Below are 21,757 nucleotides of genomic sequence, written 5' to 3'. Positions count from 1 at the left end.
ACCTGTTTGAAAGCAGGCATGCTTCAGAAGTAAGTCGTCATCCCGACAAAGTACGCCCGACCCGGCACGTAAAAGCTGGTCGACTCATCCCGCGGGTCTTCATCGAGCAGGTTCTGCACGCCGGCATTGAGTGACAGCCAGTTGGTCGCCGCCCAGTTGGCGCTCAAGTCATAGGTGGTGTACGACTTGACGAAGTCAGTGCCCAAACCGCGCTGCTTGCCCACATGCTGCGCCGACAGCTCGGTGCCGATGCGGTCGCTGATCTGCCAGTCGATGGCGCTGAACAGCGACAGTTTAGGCGCGCTGATCAGGTCGCGGCCGGTCGACAGGTTGCGGCTTTCGAGCATGTAGGTGGCGTTGGTGCGCCAGCTTGCATTTTCCCACAGGGGGACTTTGCTACTGCCTTCCCAGCCGCGGGTGCGGGCCTTGTCGGCGTTTTCCAGCATGGTCCACCAACGGCCCTGGAAGTTGCCCAGCGGGGCGTATTCGATCTTGTCCTTGAAGTCGGTGTGGAAGTAGGTGAGGCCTGCTTCCCAGCCGTCGTGGTCAAAGGACACGCCGATTTCTTTGTTGGTGCTGATTTCCGGGCGCAGGTTTGGATTGCCGGCCATCCAGCATTCGCCGGTGACGTACCCCAGCGGCCGCAGCGACGTGCAGCCGCGACCGCCGGAGTTGGTTGCCGCACCGGCGCTGCCTTCTTTCAGGCTTGGCGCACGGAAACCTCGCGACACGCCGCCGCGAACTGTCCAGTCCGGGTGCGGGTGGTAGACAAGGTAGGCGCGCGGGCTGTTGTGGTTGCCATATTCGTCACTGTGGTCGAAGCGGTTGCCCAAGGTCAGCGAGAGGTTGTCGAGCAGGAACAGTTCGTCTTCGATGAACAGCGCCGAGTAGTCGCCCTCAAGGTCCGCACCGCTGACTGGCTTGCCCTGATAATCGACGGGGACGGTACCCAGCGTGTCGGTGTTGGTCAGTTGCTCGCGCTTCCATTGCCCGCCAACGGTGAGGCGCTGGTTGATCAGCAGATCGAACGGGATGTTGAGGCTGCCTTCGACGATCTTTTCCTCGGAGCTGGCCTTGCCCCAGCTGATGTCGTTCTTGAATTTGTTCAGGTAGGCGTCGATCCGCGAGGTGCCAAAGCCCCAGTCCGCGTTGTGCGAGATGATGAAGCTGTCTCGGGTCAGACGCGCAGCACCAAAGCCTTCACCAATGGTTTCGTCCCAGTCGCCGAAGGTCTTTTTCGACGACCAGGAGCGCTCCACGCCTTGTGTGGCTTCGAATGACAGCTGGTGGTTGTCGTTGAGTTGCCAGTTGAGCAGGGCGTTGACGCTGTGGTCCTTGGCCCCGCCAGCGCCGTCGTTGTAGACGAAGTCGCCGAGGGTATCGACCCGCGGTTCGACTTCGTCGGCCGCCCGCCGGGTGAGGTTGGCGCCCAGGCGCAGGCCTAGCGATTCGGTGATCGGGCCGGACAGGTTGACGCTGGTCTGGTTGGTCTGACCGCGGTCGGAGTCTTCCGGGATGGTTGTGTTGGCGTTGAGCGAGCCGCTCCACTCAAGGGAAACCTTGCGGGTGATGATGTTGATGACGCCGCCCATGGCGTCCGAGCCGTACAGCGACGACATCGGCCCGCGCACGATCTCGATCCGCTCGATCATGTTCGGCGAGATCCAGTTGATGTCCTGGCGGCCCAGGTCGCGGCGGTAGTTGGTGTCGGCGGAGCTGCCGATGCGTTTGCCGTCCACCAGAATCAGCGTGTACTTGTCGTCCAGGCCGCGCAGCTTGATCTTCGACTGCTCGCCCACCGGGCCAAAGCCGCCGGTCACACCGGGGATACGCCGCAGCAGGGTGTTGAGGTCGTACACCGGCTGGCGCTCGATCTCTTCGCGGGTGATGACACTGACGCTGGCCGGGGCATCGCGCACATCAGTGCCGCCGCCGCTAGCGGTGACGAACGAAGCTTGCAGTTCAGTGGCAGGCAGCGGCTCTAGCTCGAGGGTTTCTTCGGCCTGAACAGGGCTTGCGGCGATCAGCGCCAGGGTGAGCAGGGCACGGCAGAACGGTGGGCGTGGCATCGTGGAACAGTCCTTGTCGATCGGTTGGATTCAAGAGGCAGAATGCAATCGGGATCGGACGGTATCGCAAATGAGAACCATTTAAAAGTAATTGCCCAATTTTGTTTACACAAAACTGACAAATACTTTACTGAGCACGTTGACGCTTTTTGCTCGCTGAAGGCGTGATCGGAGCTTCATTCAGGCGTGAAAAAGCCCACTCGGCGGTGGGCTTGGCGGCAGCACGGTAACGTTACAGCAGGCGCAATGAGCGCCGTGCTCGATCTCACAGTGAGGTGGCGATCACCTGGGCAAGCTGAATGTCGGACATCATCGGCTCGCTGTGTGTCGAGCGATAATTGTTCAAATTGCGCGCCGCAGATGGTGCTGTCAGAACCGACAAAGGTGAGGGCAACGATAGAAGAAGGCGAGATGTTGCAGTTGTGCTCACTCAGCCTGATGGAGGGCTAGCCTCAGGCATGGGTACGCAACCACTCGTCGGCGACATCGCCCATGGTTGCTGGCGCGCCGCTCTTGATCCAGGCCATGAACGTACGGTCGAATTTGAAGGCTTCGCCGCATTCGGCAATCAGGAATTGGCGGACCTTCTGGGTGTTACGGTACTGAGCGTCCAATGGGGTGGCGCGAGTGATTGGTCCTGAGTGCCAGTTTAAGCTCATGGCTGATCCGGTGATGGCGACGTGAAGCGGGCAGGTTAGCACTGAAGGGCGTGGCGTTGTCCATGGATTGAGTTGGCTGGGCTGCTCAATCTGAACTGCTCGGCACGTGGACTGCCCAATGACCACACACTGAGGAAACTGCGATGACCGATCCAAAAGACGACCAGAAAGACAGCCAGGTGCCGGCTCATTCCACCGAAGAGGAAAAGGCTCGGCTCAAGGACAAGAACAAGGATGGCATTCCGCCTGGTGCCGAGTGAAAGCGCGCCTCGGCGGCCAGGCCATCAAGCATGTGCGACTGGCCGCCATTTACATAGAGCCGTTTCCTGCCAAGGCGGCGAATCTGTTCAACGTTCAGACTCCCTGGCGCGATCAGCCGGCGGTCAATCCATCTGCAGATAATTGATCGAAATCGCCACCACCTCCGCCGCGGCATGCAGTAACACCGGCACCAGCAAACCGCCGCTGGCTATACGTGCAATGGCGAGGATCAAACCGACGGCAACCAGCGTTACCAAGGTGATCAGGTTGTCGTACTGGTTGTGCAGCGCAGCAAACACCAACGTGCTGACCACGATCGCGGTGCACTGCCAGAAGCGGCCACTGTCCAGCGGAAACACGCGCATCATGTAGTGCCTGAACAGCAGCTCTTCGGTGACCGGCGGGAACAGCACCAAGGTCAGGCAGAGCAGGGCAATCTGCGCCGGGCCAAGGCCGTCGTAGAAGTGCACCATGAAGCTTTCGCGGGGTATCTGCAAACGGTGCATCAGCAGCGCGCACAGCGTGTAGGTCCCGACCATGGCGATCAGACCGAACAGCAACGGGCGCCGCCAGTGCTGGCCGAGGATCACCTGCCTGAGGCCTTGCTTGCGGTACTGCAAACACAGCAGCACCAACAGGCCGATCGCGGCGTAGCCTACCGAGTTGATCAGCTTCTGGCTGGTGAGGGGCGCGGACGGGTCGGGCAGGACAACCAGCACGCTTGCGGCGAGGTAGATGATGAGCGCCAGGGCCAGCATGCCAAGCCGCTTGAAGACGTTATAGCGTGACGGCGCAGGGGCTACCGCTGAGGGCAGGGATGATGCTGAGGTTTGCACGGGGACGTTCCTTGTTTGAGCAATTCGGCGGGCATCTTGCCGTTGCCGCTATCGCCTGACAATCGACGATCGTAGATAAACAATATTTACCCAGGGCGGCGCCAGCGTGGCTAACACTCAGTCCCCGGACACCAACTTGCTGGCACTGGTGATCTGCTGATTCCAGATCATCTCGTAATGGCTGGACAGCACAACGCTCGTTTCCCAACTTCCCATAGCAATGCGCCTGAATGGTGCAGGGTTGCCTTGGGATGAGTCATAAAGCACACGCCTGAGGCCGTCATGTTGAAGAAAGTGTGCTGACTGCACAGTGATCATTGTGGCAGACGCACGCTTTTTGCTAGATCAGCGGCCCCGTCGAAGCGGCCCGCATATTGCTCTAGCTGCTCCATCCACTACCCGGAGCAGCATCGATGAGCGCGCCCAGCGAATTCCCGTTATCCGAAGCCCCGCAGTCAGCCCGCAAGGGCCTGCTGCCGATCGCCATGGTTTTGTTCAGTTTCACCTTCTTCACCGGCACCATGTTCGCCGGCGGCAAGCTGGGTATGGCGTTCAATTTCGTCGACATGCTGTGGATCGCCACCATCGGCAACTCACTGCTGGCGTTGTACGCCGCAAGCCTGGCGTTCATCGCCTCGCGCAGCGGGCTGAATACGGTATTGATGGGGCGCTTTTGCTTTGGCGAGGCGGGCAGCCGGCTATCGGACTTCCTGCTGGGTTTCGCCGAGCTGGGCTGGTACGCCTGGGGCACCGCGACGGTGGCGATCGTGCTGGTGAAGATCCTGGGCCTGGCTGAGGGCTTCACTGTGCCGCTGATGGTGCTGTTCGGTCTTGGTTTCAGCATTACCGCGATCATTGGCTTCAAGGGCCTGGACCTGCTGTCGCGGGTGTCGGTGCCGTTGATGTTCGTGCTGTTGCTGGTGTCGATGTACATCGCTACCGGCGACGCCGGTGGTTTTGCTGGCCTGGCTGCGGTGGTGCCGCACGAGGCGATGACGTTTTCAGCGGCGGTGACCATGGTCTTTGGCACCTTCGCCAGCGGTGCGACTCAAGCCACCAACTGGACGCGCCTGTCGCGCAGCGGGCGGGTCGCGGTGACCGCCAGTGTGGTCAGTTTTCTGCTCGGCAATGGCTTGATGGTGGTGGCGGGAGCATGGTGCGCGATGGTCTATCAGCAGGCCGATATCGTCGAGGTGATGATCCTGCAGGGCTTGTCGTTCGCGGCAGTGATCATGCTCTGCCTGAACCTGTGGACCATCCAGGGGCCGACCATCTACAACGTCTCGGCAGCGGCCTGCCATCTCCTGCGCAGCGAACGCCGGCGCACGGCAACTCTGGTCGCGGCGGGGCTGGGCATCCTCTTGGCTATTGGCGGCATGTACGAGCTGCTGATCCCGTTTCTGGTGCTGCTGGGTTCGATCATTCCGCCGGTCGGCGGGGTGATCATGGCTGATTTCTGGTACCGCCACCGCGGCAAATACCCGGCGCTGGCCTCGGTTCAGTTGCCACGCTACAACCTCAAGGGGCTGACTGCCTACGCCGTCGGTGCGCTGTTGGCCTACAGCTCGCCGTGGGTCGCGCCGCTGGTGGGAATTGGCGCTTCGGCGCTGTGCTATATCGTCCTGCTTGAGCTGAGCGGTCGGCGGCGGGCGCTGGCGCAGGTCGAGCCGTGAGCCTGGCATTGGAAGAAATTCTGCGCCTGCCCGGGCTTGCACAGATGACCGTGCGCGCTGGCCAACGCAACCTGCAGCGGCGGGTACGCTGGCCCTACGTGGCCGAGAACGAGGGTATTGCCGAATGGGTGATGGGCGGTGAACTGGTGTTCGTTACGGGCATCAATCACCCGCGCGGCGAGGCCAATCTGCTGAGCCTGGTCGAGGATGGCGACGCGGTGGGCATCGCCGGTCTGGTGATCCTCACTGGTGGCAGCTTCATTCAGCAGATTCCACCGAAGGTGATCGAACGCGCCGAGCAACTGGGCCTGAGCTTGATCGAGCAGCCCTACGCGCTGAAGATGGTGGTGGTGACCCATTTGATCGGTACGGCGCTGGTGCAGATGGCACAAGCGCGCCGCTCGCGGGATGACATCATCGGGCAATTGCTGACCGGCGATTATCCAAGCCTGGCCATCGCCCGGCAACGCGCCGCGCACTTGCAGCTGGCGCTGGACGAGCCGCGGCGGCTGGTGGCGCTGCGGCTGGCAGGCGATGAGGTATTCGAACAGCATGCTCCGGAGCAAGCCGAGCGCCTTTGGCAGGCCAGCCAGCAAGCGCTGGAAGACTGCCTGCAAGCATGGTGTCGCACCCAGCCGGGCGCTGTCACGGCACAGTTGCCGGGCGATCTGTTCGTGCTATTGCTGCCTGACGTGGCGAACCTGCGCGGTGGGCTGGCGCAGTTGCATCAGCAATTGCGGGTTATTGCCGGTGACACCGGGGTATATCTGGGCATGTCCTGCCTGGCCGAGGATTGCGCGCACTATCGCCAGGCACTCAACGAAGCCCGTCAGGCGCTCGACGTCGCCCAGCACCTGCGCCCGGCCAGCGGCCTGTGCGACTTCAGCGAGCTGGGCGTGCTGCGCCTGTTGCAGGGGATCAGCGACCGCGGCCTGATCGACAGCTTCGTCAGCCAAACCCTCGGTCGCCTGATCGAAACCGGGCGCAAGCATCCCCATGCGTTGTTGCACACCCTCGATGCTCTGCTGGGCGCCAACGGCAACGCCTTGCAGGCCGCCGCGCGCTTGGGCCTGCACCGCAACACCATCAATCAACGCATCGGCAGAATCGAACAACTGAGCGGACAATCACTCGATGATCCGCTTTTTCGTATGAATGCTGCGGTCGCTATGCTCATATGGCGCATGACCGCAGCCCAGGGCAAGGAGTAGAACCATGAACATCATCAATGCACGCCTGCGTGGCAAGGACGGGCTGTTTCGCATCGAACTCGAAGGCGAGTGCATCGCTGCGATCCAGGCGCAGAGCGGGCCGCTGGCGCTGAATAACGCCAGTGATATCGACGCCGAGCACAACCTGGTGGTGCCGCCCTTTATCGAGCCGCATATTCACCTCGATGCCACCCTCACCGCTGGCGAGCCCAACTGGAACATGAGCGGTACCTTGTTCGAGGGCATCGAGCGCTGGGCCGAGCGCAAAGAGCTCAATACCCATGAAGACACCAAGACCCGCGCCAGCAAGACCATCGGCATGCTGGTCGATCACGGCATCCAGCATGTGCGTACCCATGTCGACGTCACCGATCCCAAGCTGACCGCACTCAAGGCGATGATTGAAGTCCGCGAAGAAGTGCGCCACCTGATCGATCTGCAGATTGTCGCGTTTCCGCAGGAGGGCATCGAGTCGTACGCCAATGGTCGCGCCTTGATGACCGAGGCGGTGGCGATGGGCGCGGATGTGGTGGGCGGTATCCCGCACTTCGAGAACACCCGTGATCAGGGCGTGTCGTCGATCAAGTTTCTGATGGACCTGGCCGAGCGCAGCGGTTGCCTGGTGGATGTACATTGTGACGAGACCGACGACCCGCAGTCGCGCTTCCTCGAAGTGCTGGCCGAGGAGGCGCGAGTGCGCGGCATGGGTGCGCGGGTTACCGCCAGCCACACCACGGCAATGGGTTCGTATGACAACGCCTACTGCTCGAAGCTGTTCCGCTTGCTGAAAATGTCGGGCATCAACTTTGTTTCCTGCCCGACCGAGAGCATCCACCTGCAGGGCCGGTTCGACACCTACCCCAAACGCCGTGGCCTGACCCGCGTCGCCGAAATCGACTGCGCCGGGATGAACGTGTGCTTTGGCCAGGACTCGATCGTCGACCCGTGGTACCCGCTGGGCAATGGCAACATTCTGCGCATTCTCGAGGCCGGCTTGCACATCTGCCACATGCTCGGCTACGAAGACCTGCAGCGCTCGCTCGACCTGATCACCGACAACAGCGCGCGCACCCTCAATCTTGGCGAGCGCTATGGGCTGGAGGTCGGACGGCCAGCGAATCTGCTGGTGCTGTCGGCGCCGGATGATTACGAGATGGTCCGCAGCCAGGGTTACGCACTGGTTTCAGTGCGCAATGGCAAGGTGCTGATGCGCCGCACCCCGGCCCAGGTGCAGCGCCTGGCTTGATCCTGACCATCGCCCGCGCAGGCTTATCTGCGTGGGCGATGGCTGGCGATCGGTCTAATTCGCATTTGCCCCTGAGCGCGATCAGTGGCACGCTTGGCCGGCGATTTTGCATCGCCCCTACAGCGAAATAAGGAAACGCCCAGGTGAGTTGGGAAAAAGTCGGTAAAGCCCTCGTTGGCCTGCTGGTCGCTGGTGCCTGTGCAGGCGGCCTGTATCTGGCATTCAAGCAGGACCCAGCCCTGGAAGCGCGGCTTACCTACTCCTACCTGACCTACCCAAGCCAGTTCAGCGAGCGCATCAGTACTGCCAACGACATGCTGCGCTACGAGCGCTTGCACGGGCAGATGAGCGATATCAGCCAGGGCCAGTTGAGCAATCAGCAGGTCGACAAGCTGGTGGACGCGGCCCAGGCGCCGTATCTGGCGTTGTTTGCCAAGCCGTTCGAGGCAGGCCTGGTCGACCATCGTACCGGCTTGGTGATAGAGCTGAAGAACACCCGCGAAGCCCCGCTGAAGAACATTCAGATCCGCTTGCCGGCCAAGGGCCTGGTGCAGGTGCGCGACGATGACGGCAACGACATCATCCCACAGGCGGCGACCAACCTGATCGACATCGCCACCATCGGCGGGCGCGAAGACTGCAAGGTATGGGTGTACTTCGATTCGGACTACTCGCAGATCCGACAGGGCGGCCTGAGCATTCGCCACGCTGACGGCGAGGCGCAGATTCTCGCTTACCGCGAGTTCGTCGGCCTGCCAGCCACCATTGCCAGCTACAGCCAGCTGCTGCTGGCCTTGCTCGGTGCACTGGCAATCGGTGTATTGGGCCTTGGTTATGCATGCCTGAGCCGCAGCCAGCAGGCTACGGCCCAGCGCCGCGCTTAAGGCGCGACCAGCTCGAAGCGCCCCTGCGGATCTTCCAGCCCGGACATCAGGCGCAGGAACTTGATCCGCTCGCCGCTGATGCTGATATCACCCACTGTGACCTCTTTGACGAAGCCGGTCTGCTTCAAGGCGATACGATCGAGTGTGGCTTTTTTCATGCTCACCTCGACATCCGCACGGCGGTGGCGCGTGCGGTCGCGGTGGGTCAGCACGCCGTTGCGCACGGTCAGCGCATAATCTTCACCCAGGTCAGTGAAGCGCCAGTTGATGGTCAGGTCCTGCTCGGCTGCCTTTTGCGCATTGAGGCGCACGCTGAGCAGATCGAAGAACAGTGGCGCTGCCAGGGCCCGTACCATGTCATCGACGTTGCCGGGGGCTGGGCTTGCGGCAACACCGTCGCGCAGCTCCTGTGCGCCGCTCAGGTAGGCATTGCGCCAGGTAGCGTTCTCGCTCTGGTAGCCGAGTTGCTCGAATGCATCGGCCTGCAGTTGACGTGCTGCGCTGTTACCGGGCTGGGCGTAGATCAATTGCCGAGTCAGCTCGGCGACCCAGCGGTAATCACCTGAAGCAAATGCCTTGCGTGCAAGGCTCAGCACCTGGTTGGCGCCGCCCATGGCTTCGACATAGCGCCGGCCGGTGTCGGTCGGTGGCAGTGGGTCGAGGGTAGCGGGGTTGCCGTCGTAGCTTCCCATGTAGCGTTGATAGACCGCACGCACGTTGAGGCTGAGCGAGCCGTAGTAATCGCGGCTGTACCAGCGCTTGGCCAGGCGCGGGGGCAGCGTGGCGAGTTGCGCGGCAATTGCGTCCGGGGTCAGGCCCTGATTGATCAGGCGTAGCGTCTGGCCATCGATATAGGCGTACAGGTCACGCTGGTCGGCAAGGTACTCGCGCACTGCCGCGCCGCTCCAGGTTGGCCAGTGATGCTGGCCGAGGACGATCTCGGCCCGCTCACCGTAACGCACCAAGGTCTGGTCGAGGTAGCGCGACCAGCTTCTGGCATCGCGCACCGGCGCGCCACGCAGGTCGAGCAGGCTCAGTTGACTGTGGGCGACGTTCTCGCCCATGGCCAGCGCCTTGAAGCGCGGCAGCCAGAGGTTCATCTGTGCCGGCGCGTCCTGGCCTGCGGTGAGCTGGAATTCGATGTCGATGCCATCGATGCGCACGGTCTCGACCGCTTTGCTTATCTCCCGCGTGGGGGCGATCAGGCTGATCGTGGCGTTGCTGGATATGTCTTTGCCCAGGCCTGCATCGACCTGGCCGCGAGGCCCGCGGGGCAGGGCGTTGCCATACAGGTATTCGGCGCGGCGCTGCATCGCTGGGCCCACCAGCACGTTCTCGCTGATGGCCTGCGCATAGAAACCGCGCGGTGCCAGCACCTGAACCCTGCCGGCCTTGACCTCGGCGGGGTCGACGACGCCGCGCACGCCACCATAGCTGCTCACCTGCGGGTTGCTGTAGATCACCGCCAGCACAGGCTTGCGCGGGCGATGCTTGAAGTACAGCTCCATGGCAGCGCGGGCGGTTTCTACCGAGTGCAGTGGGTCGATCACGATCAGGCCGCTGTCGCCTTCGACCAGGGTCATGTTGGCGAGGTCCAGACCACGTACCTGATAGATGCCCTCGGTGACCTGGAACAGGCCAGCGATGGCGTTCAGTTGGGCTTGGCGCCACAGGCTTGGGTTGACGGTGGCAGGCGCTTCACCGTTGATGAAGGCGTAGCGCTGCAGGTCCCACGCCGGTTGGCTGTCGGCATTGTCGATGCGGCCATCGAAGCGCTCGATCAAGCCGCGCTGAGCGGCGTCGAAATCGGCGCGGTCGTTGAAGGGGAGGCGCTGCAACCATTGTTGATTGCTTTGGCGGGTGAAGCTGGTGGCGTCTTTTTGCGGTGCATCGGCGGCAGAGGCGAGCGGGCACAGCAGCAATAGCGGCAGTAACAGGCGATGCGGCATAGGGATTCCTTGGCTTGAACGACGCGCAAGGGGGAACAGTAGCCTATGGCAAGGAGGTTTGGGCAGGTGTTAACGCTGTGGCTGTGAGTTTTAGGGCTGCTGAGCAGCCCTAAGACGATGCGCCGTGTTGTTCAGCGCTGGAAACCCAACCCCGACGACAAGTCAGTCTATCAAGTTGACTTAACTCGCCGCCGTTTCCGGTGAAGTTTAGCGGTGGCGCCAATGATTTGTGCGGCGTTAATCGCAGATCCAGGATGCTTGCGCGTGTAATCGCAGCGCTGACTTAGCCGCTTTCGTGCAACAGCAGTGCTTGATGCAGCCTTTCGAGCAGAGCCTCACGCACGCTGTCCGGGGCACTCACCTTGATCGAGCCGGCATGCGCCAGCAGCCAGCTCAAAAGGGCCTGGTCATAGGCAACCGTGGCCACCAACCTGGCGTCGCCTTCGGCAAGCGGCTCCAGCAACATGTCGTCCGACAGCGGCTGCGCCGCCAACTGCCGCGCCAGCCCCGGCGTCACCCAGGCCCGCAAGGTGATCGGTTGCGCCATGCAACGATCGCTGGGCTGCGGCGGCTGCAGCAGCTCGGTGCTGAGCTCGGCCTGCCAGTACCAGCCATATGGGGTGCCCTTGCTGTTGCAGCGCACCGGAAACAGCTCGGTCAGCTCGTTCAGATCACGTTCGACCGTGCGCTTGCTGGTGCCATGGCCGACCTGGTGCAGGGCCTGCTGCAACTGATTGGAACTCATGCCCGGGTGGCGGTCAGGCAGCAGTTTGAGCAACTGCCACTGGCGGGCGATGGTCTGGCGCGTGGGGTTGCTGGGCAAAGCGGGTTCCTTGGCGCGCGATCACTGCACGGCTCTAGTGGTGGCAATTGGCTATGTTCGCCTAGCATACCTTTTGCTGGGCGTGCAGCCAACGTGCCGTGACAACTGGCCTGCGTCTGCGGTATACCTGAGCGCTACCAAGGGGAGCCCGGAGACGGGCTGAGAAACCGCTGGCGAGATGCAGCGCGGTGACCCTTAGCACCTGATCCGGATCATGCCGGCGAAGGGATGGGACCGCCGACCTGCCTTTGCGCCGGCCTCACTGCGAGGCCGCACCATGCACCACCCGCCTGGCCTCGCTGCCACCTCCCAGAGGACAGCAGCATGAGCGAACGTTTTACCCATTATTTGCGCGAGCAGAGCGAACCGACCTGGTCGGCTGCCGTTGGCCACCGCTTCGTGCGACAGCTATGTGATGGTTCCCTGGCGGATCCGGTTATGGTCCGCTACCTGGTTCAGGACCATCGCTTTCTCGACAGCTTTCTGACCTTGCTCGGTGCGGCGATCGCCACAGCCGATACCTTTGAAGCGCGCCTGCGTCTGGGCCGTTTTGCCGGGATGATCTCGAGTGACGAAAACACCTATTTCCTGCGTGCATTCGAGGCCCTCGATGTAAGCCCGGCGCAGCGCGACGAGCCTGCCGACAGTGCGCCCACCGCAGGCTTCAAGGCGATCATGGCCGAGGCGGCGGCAAGCCGCTCCTATGCGGCAGCGCTGGCGGTGCTGAATGTGGCCGAGGGGGTGTACCTGGACTGGGCGCAGAAGGCGCCGCAGCCACTGCCCGAGCATTTCGTCCACGCTGAGTGGGTCACCTTGCATGACAACCCGTTCTTCGAGGATTTTGTCGCGTTCCTGCAAGCTGAACTTGACCGCGTCGGGCCAAAGGAGGCCGAGCTCAGCCGCGACTTCTACCTGCGCACAGTCGCGCTGGAACTGGCCTTCTTCGATGCCGTATACGATGGCGAGGCCTGACATGGATATTTTTGATCGGCTCAAGGCCGCCGCTGCGCCGCAATGGGCGAGCTACGTCGAGCATGACTTCCTGCAGCAGATGCAGACGGGTACCCTCAGTCAGGCGGCGTTTCGCGAGTATCTGGTGCAGGACTACCTGTTCCTGATCCAGTTCGCCCGCGCCTGGGCGCTGGCCGCCTACAAGAGTCGCCTGCCAAGTGACATCCGCGCCGCGCAGGCCGGGCTTGCGGCGATTCTTGACGAGACTGAACTGCACCTGCGCCTGTGCGCCCGCTGGGGCTTGTCGCAAGCCGACATTCAAGCTGCCCCCGAGCATCAGGCGACCGTGGCCTATACCCGCTATGTGCTTGACTGCGGAGCCGCCGGCGACCTGCTTGAACTGCACGTTGCGCTGGCACCGTGCGTGATCGGCTACGCCGAAATCGGCCAGCGCCTGGCCGGCGCAATCGGTGATCTGAACCAGCATCCGTACCGCGAATGGATCGGCGAGTATGCCGGTGAGGCCTATCAAGACGTGGCGGCGTCTGCCCGCAAGCACCTGGACGAGCTGGCTGCGCGGAGCATGACCGAGTCACGTTTCACCGAGCTGGCGGCGATCTTTGCCCAGGCCTCACGGCTTGAGGCGGACTTCTGGCAGATGGGATTGCAGGCTGCCGAATAATCGGCTGGTCAGCGTGCTTGAGGTGCCTGCAGGCATAGCTGTGGTACCTCGACGCTGGCTTTGGCGTCGCGGTCGTCGACAGCGGCTGTCACACTTTGTCCCATTTGCGCCAATGCATCTGATTAGGATTCTCTTTTACAGCGGAATTCACAGGTCACTTGCATGCGCGCATCACGTCGTATTTTCAGCCGTTCCTCCACGTTGGCCGTATTTCTGGCGGGTGCCGCGCACGCGCAGACAAACCCTCCAGAACCCATCCCATTGACCCTTGAAGATGTGGTTGTGACTGCCTCGGGCTTCGAGCAGCGGGTTGAGGACGCGCCCGCGTCGATCACCGTGATCGACGGCGAAGACCTGCGTCGCAAGTCGTACCGCGACCTCGGTGACGCAGTGCGTGATGTCGAGGGGGTCACCGTCAACGGCGGCGCCAACGAAAGCGACATCTCGATGCGCGGCATGCCGGGCGACTACACCTTGATTCTGGTCGATGGCAAACGCCAGAGCGCCCGTGAATCACGGGTCAACGGCAACGCCGGTTACGAGCAGAGCTTTGTCCCGCCGGCAGCCGCCATCGAGCGGATTGAGGTGGTGCGCGGGCCGATGTCGTCGCTGTATGGCTCGGACGCTATCGGGGGGGTGATCAACGTCATTACCCGCAAGGTCTCGCCCGAGTGGGGCGGCTCGATCGGTTACGACTATTCGGCGCGTCAGCACAGCGCAGAGGGCGACGCCGGGCAAACCACTTTCTACTTGAGCGGCCCGCTCAAGCAAGACCTGCTTGGCCTGCAAGTGTGGGGCCGCTACCTGGACCGCCAGGCCGATGCTGACCTGGAACAGACCAACGGCCACAGCAAGGCCGATCACCGCGACCTGACCACGCGCCTGGCCTTCACGCCCACTATCGACCACGATATCCTGCTCGAAGCCGGCGTTACGCGCCTGAAAAACGGTGATGGCGTCAGTGCCAACTGGGCCACCCGCGAGCAAGACAACAACCGTGATCACTGGTCGCTGTCGCACCAGGGGCGCTGGGGCTGGGCCACCTCTGACGTCGCCCTCTATCAGGAAACCACCAGCCGCGAAGGCAAGGCCACGCCAGACCAGACCGACATCTACGGGCGCAAGCCTGAAATCCGCAACCGCGTGCTCGACGCCAAGTTGGTCGTGCCGACCACCTACAACGTCAGCACGGTTGGCCTGCAATGGCAGGAAAACCAGGTCACCGACTGGAACCAGGGCTTGGGTGACAAGGTTGATTACGAGTTCTCGGTCCAGCAAAAAGCGCTGTTTGCCGAAAACGAATGGTCGGTCACCGACACCTTCGCCTTGACCGGCGGCCTGCGCATGGACAACCACGAAGAATACGGCAACCACTTCAGCCCACGCGTGTACGGGGTCTGGCGCGCGACGGATCAGTGGACGCTCAAAGGCGGTGTTGCCCGCGGCTTCAAGACCCCTGAGCTGCGCGCCGTGGTTGAAGGCTACGCCTACCTGCGCCGCAACCGGTTCGTCATGCTCGGCAACCCTGACCTCAAGCCCGAGACCAGCACCAACTACGAAGTGTCGGCGCTGTGGTCCAACCGCAATGATCTGTCGGCAGGCGTGACGTTGTTCTACAACGACTTTCAGGACAAGCTCTCGACCGTAACCACTGACCGGCGCTGGAACGGCTACATCGTCATGGACCGGGTCAATGTCGACAAGGCGGTGATCCGTGGCGTCGAGCTGACCGGTCAATGGGACATCCGCTCCGACCTGCTGATCAAAGGCAACTACACCTACACCGACTCCGAGCAGAAGACCGGTGCCAACGCCGGTGCGCCGCTTGCCCTGACGCCGAAACAGAAAGCCAACCTGCGCGGCGAATGGCAGGTCAATGACCGTGCCCAAGCCTGGGCCGCGCTCAGCTACTACGGCGAAGAAACAGGCAACACCATCACTGCCGAATCGGCGCCGGGCTACACCACTGCCGACATCGGCGGCTCGTATGACCTGACCCATGCGCTGACTGTGAATGCCTCGCTGAACAACATTACCGACAAGCGTCTGGACGACGAGACCTACGGCACGGTGAACTATGGCCGCACGCTGTGGATGGGCGCGACCTACAACTTCTGATCAGAGCCGTTGCAAACGGGGCCGTACATCGGCCCGGTTTGCGTTTGCGCGTTTCAGCCTTGGCCGACCGGCAGCCGCACCAGCGCGCACAGCCCGCGTGGTTTGCGGTTTTCCAACAGCAGTTCACCGCCATGGGCCTGAATGCAGGCACGGGCGATCGCCAAGCCCAGACCGAGGCCGCCACCGCTGCGGGCGTCGGCACCACCGCGGCCGAGCTGGACAAAGGGTTCAAAGACCTTTTCCAACCACTGCTCAGGCAGCCCCGGACCTTGATCGGTGATCTCCAGGCGCACCTGGCCGTCAGCCTGGCTGAGCGTCACGTGGGTCGCACCGCCATGCTTCAAGGCGTTGTCGATCAGGTTGGTCAGGGCACGTTTGAGCGCCAAAGGTCGGCAGCTGAGCCAGGCCTGTTGCTGCACATCCCAGGTCAACGGTTGCCCAAGCAGGCGATAACGTCGGTCCAGCTCGTCAAGCAAGTCGTTCAGGCGCAACTGACAGGTCGCCTCCTGCACTGCATCGCCGCGCACGAACTCCAGGGTTTCGCCGACCATCGCCGTCAGCTCGCCCAGGCTTTCCAGCAAGTCGTCGCGGGTGGCGCCGGGGTCAAGCAGTTCAACCTGCAAACGCAATTCGGTCAGCGGCGTGTTGAGGTCATGGCTGATCGCTGCCAACAAGCGGGTGCGGCCTTCGACATGCCGGGCCAGGTTGGCCTGCATCGTGTTGAATGCATGGGTCAGCTCGCGTGCTTCGTGCGGGCCGGTTAACGGCAGCGGCGCAATCCACTCACCACGGCTGACCCGCTCGGTGGCTTTGGCCAGGGCCTTGATCGGGCGCAGCACGCGAGCAAAGCTGAACATCATCACCAGCAAGACCGGCATGGTGGTCATTGGCAAACTGTAAGCCAGTACAGTGCCCCACTGATAAGCACCGCTGGGGTGCTGCTCGGCATTCAGATACTGGCCGTTGCCCAGCGCCAGGCTGCTGCGCAAGCGTAGTGGCGCCCAACCGCCAGGACTGAACGGATAAGCGCGGGCGTCGGTGCCGTTGACCCGCTCCAGTTGCACGATCAGCGAGTGTTCCGGCGATAGCTGCAGGCGCTGGCGCAGGTCGCGGCTAAGCCGCTGTTCTTCAGAGCGAGCGGCGAAAGCACTGACCTCGGGGGTTGCCGCGATCCAGAAGCGGGTTTCCGGGTTGGCCATCTTGGCCAGCATCCTGTCGGCCTGCGCTGTGGGCAGGTCGCGCGCCAGGTTGAACGCAGTTGCCAGGCGCTCCAGGCTGGCTGCCCGGGACAGCGGATGAAGCAGGCTGCCGTGGCGGTGCAGCAGAACGATGCCGATCAAGTGCGAGGCCAGCAGTGCCAGGCACAGCAGCAGCAGTAACTGGTGCAGCAAGCGCTGCGGCCACAGCCGGCGCAGGCTATTCAAGCTCGACATCGGCGGCCAGCAGGTAGCCGCTGCCCCACAGGGTGCGCAGCAGCTCGGCGGTTTGCCCGTCATGGCTGAGCTTGCGCCGCAGGCGGCTGACCTGGCGGTCGATGGCGCGTTCGCTGATGTCGCTGTCGTGCGCTGCCGTCAGGTCGACCAGCCGTTGCCGGGTCAGGCTGCGATGCGGGTGGGCCAGAAACACCTGCAGCAGTTTGCCCTCGGCGGTGCTCAACTGAACTGACTCGGCACCTTCGCGGCTGAGCGAGGCGCTGCTGGCGCAGAAGTGCCAGCCGGCGAAGCGATAGCGGCGAACTGCGGGCGTAGCAGCAGGCGCCGCGTGGAGTCGCGCCTGGGTTGCCTGATGCCGGCGCAGCACGCTGTTCAGGCGCGCGACCAGCTCACGCGGCTCGAACGGCTTGGTCAGATAGTCATCGGCGCCCAGGTCGAGGCCGCGAATGCGGTCTGCAGTGGTGTCGCGGGCGGTCAGCAGGATCACCGGCAGGTTGCAGCGCCGGTGCAGTTGCTGGCACAGCTCGAAGCCATCGCCGTCGGGCAGCATGACATCGAGTACGGCCACGTCGAACGCCTGCTGCTTGAGCAATTGCCAGAGTCCGGCCGCGTCGGCGGCGGTGCGCACCTCGAAACCATGGCGGCGCAGGTAGGTCGCCAGCGGGTCGCGGATCTTGCGGTGGTCATCGACCACCAGCACTCGCGGCGCGGGCGTGGGTTGTTCTGCTGGCATTGGCTATCGCGCGTGATGTGGGAGGCAGGACGCAATATTACTACGAGTCATTATCATTTGTGACTGCCCGCTGTGGGCAGATTGTCACAGCGGGTATCGTCACCTGCAGTCGCTGGCACTAGATAGTCGAGCGGCGCACCTGCTTGACCAGGATCTTCTCCAACAGCTCCCACATCGCCGGGTCGGTGCTGAACGCGACGTTGAAGCGCATCCACCCAGTCGCCTGGGCGTCGACCATGAACAACTGTCCGGGGCCGAGCATGATGCCTTGCTCCAGCGCGTCATCCAGCAGGGCCGCGCTGTCCGGGATGGCCCGGTGGCGCGCCCACACGTACATGCCTTCGTCCGATTCGGTGAACAGCTCGAAGCCCAGCCGGTGCAAATGCCGGCCCACTTCCTGGTGTGCTTCGGCCAGGCGCTGGCGCAGGCGTTTGAGGTGCTTGCGCCAGCGGCCATCGATGATCGCCGCGTAGACCACCCGCTCCATCACTTGGGAGGTGGTCAGCCCAGAGCGCATTTTCAGGCGCAGCAACTGCTGCATCAGTTCCGGGTTGGCGAACAGGTAACCAACCCGCACGTTCGGTGAAATGCTTTTTGAATAGCTGCCGACGTATACGACTTGCTGCAGGTGATCGAGGCTGGCCAGGCACGGCTGCGGCTCCGCGATCATATCGGCGTACAGGTTGTTTTCCACCAGCCGCAAGCCGTGCTGGCTGGCCAGTTGCAGCAAGCGGTGCAGTTGCGGCAACGGCGTACGCGAGCAGGTCGGGCTGTGCAGGTGCGGCTGGGTGAAGAAGACACTTGGGCGGTGTTCGCTGAGCAGTTGCTCCAGGCGATCGAGGTCGTAGCCGGCCGGGGTGCGCGGCACGCCGATCAGGGTAGCACCCTGAAAACGCAGGATGCTCATCAGGTTGGGGTAGCCTGGGTCGTCGACCAGCACCACATCACCGGGGCGCACCAACGTGCGTACCGCCAGGTCCAGCGCCTGGCTGGCGCCGTGGGTGAGCATCAGCTGCGCCGGGTTGACCACGATCGACAGCTCTTGCTGCAGGTTCTGCGCGGTCAGCGTGCGCAGCTCCGGCAGGCCCATTGGCTCGCCATAGCCGGACAGCTCCAACGGGCTACCGGCGACCTGACGCATGCCCCGGCGCAGGCCATCTTCGTACATCCAGTCGTTGGGCAGCCAGCCGCAGCCGGGTTTGAACGGCAACTGACGGGTTTCGAAAATCTGCTGCAGGTACCACTCGGCGTTGAACGACGGCCGGTTGTTGTCGGCGCCGTGGGCCGGTCTGTCGAGTTGCTCGCTGGCCGCGCGATTGACGAAAAAGCCGGTGTTGCCGCGGCTGACCAGCAGCCCTTGCGCAACCAGACGGTCGTACGCTTCGACCACGGTGAAGGTGCTCACCGAGTAGGTGGCGGCAAAGGCGCGGATCGACGGGACCTTGGCACCGGGTTTGAGCGCCTGGCTGTCGATCAACTCGCGCAAGCCGTCGATGATCTGGTTGACCAGCGGGGTGGCGGAGTCTGGATGTAGTACGAGCATGGGTGTGCCTTCAGGTGTGCAGACGCGGGGCGTCGGCCGGGTGTCGCGCGGTGTATTGCATGGGCGGCCTGTACAGTGCAGTGCGACTTTCATGCCACTGTGCATGGCTCTATCAGCGCGACATTTTTACATTAGGTGTCTGAGATCGCCAGACACCTTTTGTTTCAGTTCGTTCGAGGCCCGCCTCGCACGACCCACAGGCCGCCAGGGAAGGCCTGCTCGTGCCCTCGCACAGCGCCTGCGCGCATCAGTATCGATGTACAGGTGAAACCGCTTGCCATCGGGGTTTCACGCAATTCCTTAGATAAAAAGAAGCACGGGGACACAACTGATGGACGCAACATCTACAACTACCGCATCCGAAAAAGGGGCGCCGGAGAGCAAGCTGAATGCTTCGCTCAAGTCGCGCCACCTGACGATGATGTCGATCGCCGGGGTCATCGGCGGCGCACTGTTCGTCGGCTCCGGCAGTGTCATTCACAGCGCCGGCCCTGCTGCGGTGTTGGCTTATCTGGCTGGCGGCATCCTGGTGGTGCTGATCATGCGCATGCTCGGTGAAATGGCGACGTCTTCGCCAGACACCGGCTCGTTCTCGACCTACGCCGACCGTGCCATTGGCCGTTGGGCCGGCTTCACCATCGGCTGGTTGTACTGGTGGTACTGGGTCATCCTGATGGCCTGGGAAGCGTATGTGGCGGGCAAGATCCTGCACGGCTTCTTCCCGGGGGTGAGCACCAATGTGTTCGTCCTGGCGACGACCCTGGTGCTGATCACGGTCAACTTCTTCAACGTCAAGCACTACGGCGAGTTCGAGTTCTGGTTTGCCTTGATCAAGGTGATTGCGATCGTCTGCTTCCTGATCGTGTGTGGCTCGGCGGTGTTGAATATCTGGCAGTTCGGTGAGGTCCGCGGGATCACTCACCTGACCGCCGAAGGCTTCATGCCGAACGGCTTTACCACGGTGATTGGTGCGCTGCTTGGGGTGATGTTCGCCTTCCTCGGTGCGGAGATCGTGACCATCGCTGCCTCCGAGTCGAAAGACCCGGCCGGGCAGATCGTCAAGGCGACCAACTCGGTGGTCTGGCGGGTGTGCCTGTTCTATGTCGGCTCGATCTTCCTGATCGTCTGCCTGGTGCCGTGGAATGACCCGCACCTGGGTGAGTCGGGCTATGGCGCTTATCGCCGTACGCTGGAACTGCTGGGCGTGCCATATGCCGAGCTGCTGATGAACTTCGTCGTGTTGACCTCGGTGAGCAGCTGCCTGATCTCGGGCCATTACACTGCCTCGCGCATGCTGTTCTCGCTGGCTCAGCGTGGCGACGCGCCGTCGTTCTTCAAGATCACCCGCGCCGGCACTGGCGTACCGGTGTTCGCGATCGTCGGTTCGTGCGCGGTGGCAGTGGTGTGCGCGCTGATCAACTTCAGCGAGACGCTGCGGCCCAAGGACGTGCTCGACACCTTGATGAACACCACGGGCATGATCGCTTTGCTGGTGTACCTGGTGATCGCCTTCTCCCAACTGCGTATGCGCCGCAAATTGATTGCCGAAGGCAAGGAGATCCGCCTGCAGATGTGGCTGTTCCCTTGGCTGACCTACCTGGTGATTGCGTTTATCGTTGCTGCGCTGGTGACCATGGCGTTCATGCCTGACTACCAGATTCTGGTGGTTTCGACCGGTATTGCTGCCTGTGTGGTGGTGGCGATGGGTATTGTGCATCAGATCCGTTCGGCAAAAAAACTGCACTAAGCAACGCGCTGTATGATGTCGGCCGGTTCCCGCAAGGGGCCGGCCGCGTTTGTTTGTGCGGGTCTCACCGCGAACCCCTCGACATGGCTTATGCTAGGCGCTCAGCCGCCTACAGGAGCCGCCCATGGCCTGGTCTGCCAACCAATATTCGCTGTTTGAAGACGAACGCAGCCGCCCCGTGCGTGATCTGCTGGCGGCGGTGCCGCCGCGTCCAGTGCGTCACGCTACCGACCTTGGCTGTGGGCCGGGCAACTCCACCGAAGTGTTGTTGCAACGCTGCCCGGACGCTCAGGTGACAGCGCTCGACAGTGATCCGGACATGATCGACAAGGCCAATAAACGACCGCGTTTGAGTGTGCCGAGGGTGAGCTGCAAGATTGCCGACATCGCGACCTGGCAAGCAGCCGAACCACAGGACTTGATCCTCGCCAACGCTTCGCTGCAATGGCTCCCCGAGCACGCCACGCTGTATCCGCACCTGGTCCGCCAGCTCAGCGAAGGCGCCAGCCTTGCGGTGCAGACTCCGGACAACATCGACGAACCGGCCCACCGACAGATTCGCGAGATCGCCAAGCGCGGGCCATGGGCCGACAAGTTCGCTGACTTCTCGCTGCCGCCGCGGCATACCGCAGGGTTCTACTACGACTTGCTCAGCCCGCTGTGCAGCCGCGTCGACGTCTGGCGCACGACTTACCATCACCCCTTGGCCGGCGGTGCGCAGGCGGTGGTTGAATGGTTCAAAGGCTCGGCACTGCGACCTTACCTGGATCGTCTGAACGAAGCAGAACAGGCGGACTTCCTGCAGTTGTATCTGCAGGCGATGGAGCATGACTACCCAGCGTCCAGCGATGGCAAGCTGCTGCTGCCGTTCCCGCGCTTGTTTGTGCTTGCTACTCGCTAGCTGCGAACCCAGCGCCAGCTCAGGTAGGGCAGGGAGGG

17 protein-coding genes and 1 riboswitch are annotated in these 21,757 nt (G+C 62.7%); of the genes, 9 read left to right on the top strand and 8 right to left on the bottom strand.

Annotated features, from left to right (window positions below):
* Positions 1–23: 23 nt before the first annotated feature.
* The 3 genes from CXQ80_RS13755 to CXQ80_RS13740 all read right to left on the bottom strand — a co-directional run bounded on the left by CXQ80_RS13755 (position 24) and on the right by CXQ80_RS13740 (position 3,825).
* On the bottom strand, positions 24–2,069 hold the full coding sequence (locus tag CXQ80_RS13755; RefSeq protein WP_101320382.1) for a TonB-dependent receptor domain-containing protein: 2,046 nt from the start codon (positions 2,067–2,069) through the stop codon (positions 24–26).
* A 452-nt stretch (positions 2,070–2,521) separates the two neighbouring features.
* Complete coding sequence (locus tag CXQ80_RS13750; RefSeq protein WP_101320380.1) at positions 2,522–2,728, bottom strand: DUF6434 domain-containing protein; 207 nt, start codon at positions 2,726–2,728, stop codon at positions 2,522–2,524.
* Positions 2,729–3,111: 383 nt separating this feature from the next.
* On the bottom strand, positions 3,112–3,825 hold the full coding sequence (locus CXQ80_RS13740) for a CPBP family intramembrane glutamic endopeptidase (RefSeq protein WP_157831750.1): 714 nt from the start codon (positions 3,823–3,825) through the stop codon (positions 3,112–3,114).
* Positions 3,826–4,238: 413 nt separating this feature from the next.
* Here CXQ80_RS13740 and codB point away from each other — a divergent pair, with 413 nt between their 5' ends.
* The 4 genes from codB to CXQ80_RS13720 all read left to right on the top strand — a co-directional run bounded on the left by codB (position 4,239) and on the right by CXQ80_RS13720 (position 8,839).
* Positions 4,239–5,498: a cytosine permease gene (codB, locus tag CXQ80_RS13735; protein WP_101320374.1), complete on the top strand. Its 1,260-nt coding sequence runs from the start codon at positions 4,239–4,241 to the stop codon at positions 5,496–5,498.
* Positions 5,495–6,709: a PucR family transcriptional regulator gene (locus CXQ80_RS13730; protein WP_101320372.1), complete on the top strand. Its 1,215-nt coding sequence runs from the start codon at positions 5,495–5,497 to the stop codon at positions 6,707–6,709. The genes codB and CXQ80_RS13730 overlap by 4 nt, the downstream gene beginning before the upstream one ends.
* Before the next feature lie 4 nt (positions 6,710–6,713).
* Entirely contained in the window at positions 6,714–7,955 is a 1,242-nt protein-coding gene (gene codA / locus CXQ80_RS13725) for a cytosine deaminase (protein WP_101320370.1), read from the top strand.
* Positions 7,956–8,098: 143 nt separating this feature from the next.
* On the top strand, positions 8,099–8,839 hold the full coding sequence (locus CXQ80_RS13720; RefSeq protein WP_101320368.1) for a hypothetical protein: 741 nt from the start codon (positions 8,099–8,101) through the stop codon (positions 8,837–8,839).
* Here the strand turns inward: CXQ80_RS13720 and CXQ80_RS13715 are convergent.
* Positions 8,836–10,788 (bottom strand): alkyl/aryl-sulfatase, encoded by a 1,953-nt coding sequence (locus CXQ80_RS13715; protein ID WP_101320366.1) that lies wholly within the window; start codon positions 10,786–10,788, stop codon positions 8,836–8,838. The genes CXQ80_RS13720 and CXQ80_RS13715 overlap by 4 nt on opposite strands.
* A 283-nt stretch (positions 10,789–11,071) precedes the next feature.
* Positions 11,072–11,611 carry a WYL domain-containing protein gene (locus tag CXQ80_RS13710; protein ID WP_101320363.1) on the bottom strand — a complete coding sequence of 180 codons (540 nt, stop codon included), beginning with the start codon at positions 11,609–11,611 and terminating at the stop codon, positions 11,072–11,074.
* A 130-nt stretch (positions 11,612–11,741) separates the two neighbouring features.
* Positions 11,742–11,857, top strand: a riboswitch (TPP riboswitch).
* A gap of 78 nt (positions 11,858–11,935) precedes the next feature.
* Here CXQ80_RS13710 and CXQ80_RS13705 point away from each other — a divergent pair.
* The 3 genes from CXQ80_RS13705 to CXQ80_RS13695 all read left to right on the top strand — a co-directional run bounded on the left by CXQ80_RS13705 (position 11,936) and on the right by CXQ80_RS13695 (position 15,362).
* Positions 11,936–12,583 carry a TenA family protein gene (locus tag CXQ80_RS13705; protein WP_101320361.1) on the top strand — a complete coding sequence of 216 codons (648 nt, stop codon included), beginning with the start codon at positions 11,936–11,938 and terminating at the stop codon, positions 12,581–12,583.
* 1 nt (position 12,584) lies between these two features.
* Positions 12,585–13,244: a thiaminase II gene (gene tenA, locus CXQ80_RS13700; RefSeq protein WP_101320359.1), complete on the top strand. Its 660-nt coding sequence runs from the start codon at positions 12,585–12,587 to the stop codon at positions 13,242–13,244.
* Between the two features lie 162 nt (positions 13,245–13,406).
* Positions 13,407–15,362 (top strand): TonB-dependent receptor domain-containing protein, encoded by a 1,956-nt coding sequence (locus CXQ80_RS13695; RefSeq protein WP_101320357.1) that lies wholly within the window; start codon positions 13,407–13,409, stop codon positions 15,360–15,362.
* 53 nt (positions 15,363–15,415) lie between these two features.
* On the opposite strand, the gene CXQ80_RS13690 is transcribed toward CXQ80_RS13695, so the two are convergent.
* The 3 genes from CXQ80_RS13690 to CXQ80_RS13680 form a co-directional block, all read right to left on the bottom strand.
* The gene (locus CXQ80_RS13690; RefSeq protein WP_101323048.1) at positions 15,416–16,753 is read right to left on the bottom strand and encodes an ATP-binding protein; all 1,338 of its coding nucleotides are present in this window, start codon (positions 16,751–16,753) and stop codon (positions 15,416–15,418) included.
* A gap of 25 nt (positions 16,754–16,778) precedes the next feature.
* Positions 16,779–17,528: a response regulator transcription factor gene (locus CXQ80_RS13685; protein ID WP_101320355.1), complete on the bottom strand. Its 750-nt coding sequence runs from the start codon at positions 17,526–17,528 to the stop codon at positions 16,779–16,781.
* Positions 17,529–17,646: 118 nt separating this feature from the next.
* Positions 17,647–19,071 (bottom strand): PLP-dependent aminotransferase family protein, encoded by a 1,425-nt coding sequence (locus tag CXQ80_RS13680; protein ID WP_101320353.1) that lies wholly within the window; start codon positions 19,069–19,071, stop codon positions 17,647–17,649.
* A 331-nt stretch (positions 19,072–19,402) separates the two neighbouring features.
* On the opposite strand from CXQ80_RS13680, the gene CXQ80_RS13675 reads away from it, so the two are divergent.
* Together CXQ80_RS13675 and tam are read left to right on the top strand one after the other, a co-directional pair.
* Entirely contained in the window at positions 19,403–20,818 is a 1,416-nt protein-coding gene (locus CXQ80_RS13675; protein ID WP_101320351.1) for an amino acid permease, read from the top strand.
* 124 nt (positions 20,819–20,942) lie between these two features.
* The gene (gene tam, locus CXQ80_RS13670; RefSeq protein WP_101320349.1) at positions 20,943–21,719 is read left to right on the top strand and encodes a trans-aconitate 2-methyltransferase; all 777 of its coding nucleotides are present in this window, start codon (positions 20,943–20,945) and stop codon (positions 21,717–21,719) included.
* The last annotated feature ends 38 nt before the right edge of the window (positions 21,720–21,757 follow it).

Source organism: Pseudomonas sp. 02C 26 (assembly GCF_002843585.1).
In the GTDB taxonomy this organism is placed as follows: Bacteria; Pseudomonadota; Gammaproteobacteria; order Pseudomonadales; family Pseudomonadaceae; genus Aquipseudomonas; species Aquipseudomonas shirazensis.
This window is presented reverse-complemented; position numbering and strand designations above follow the sequence as displayed.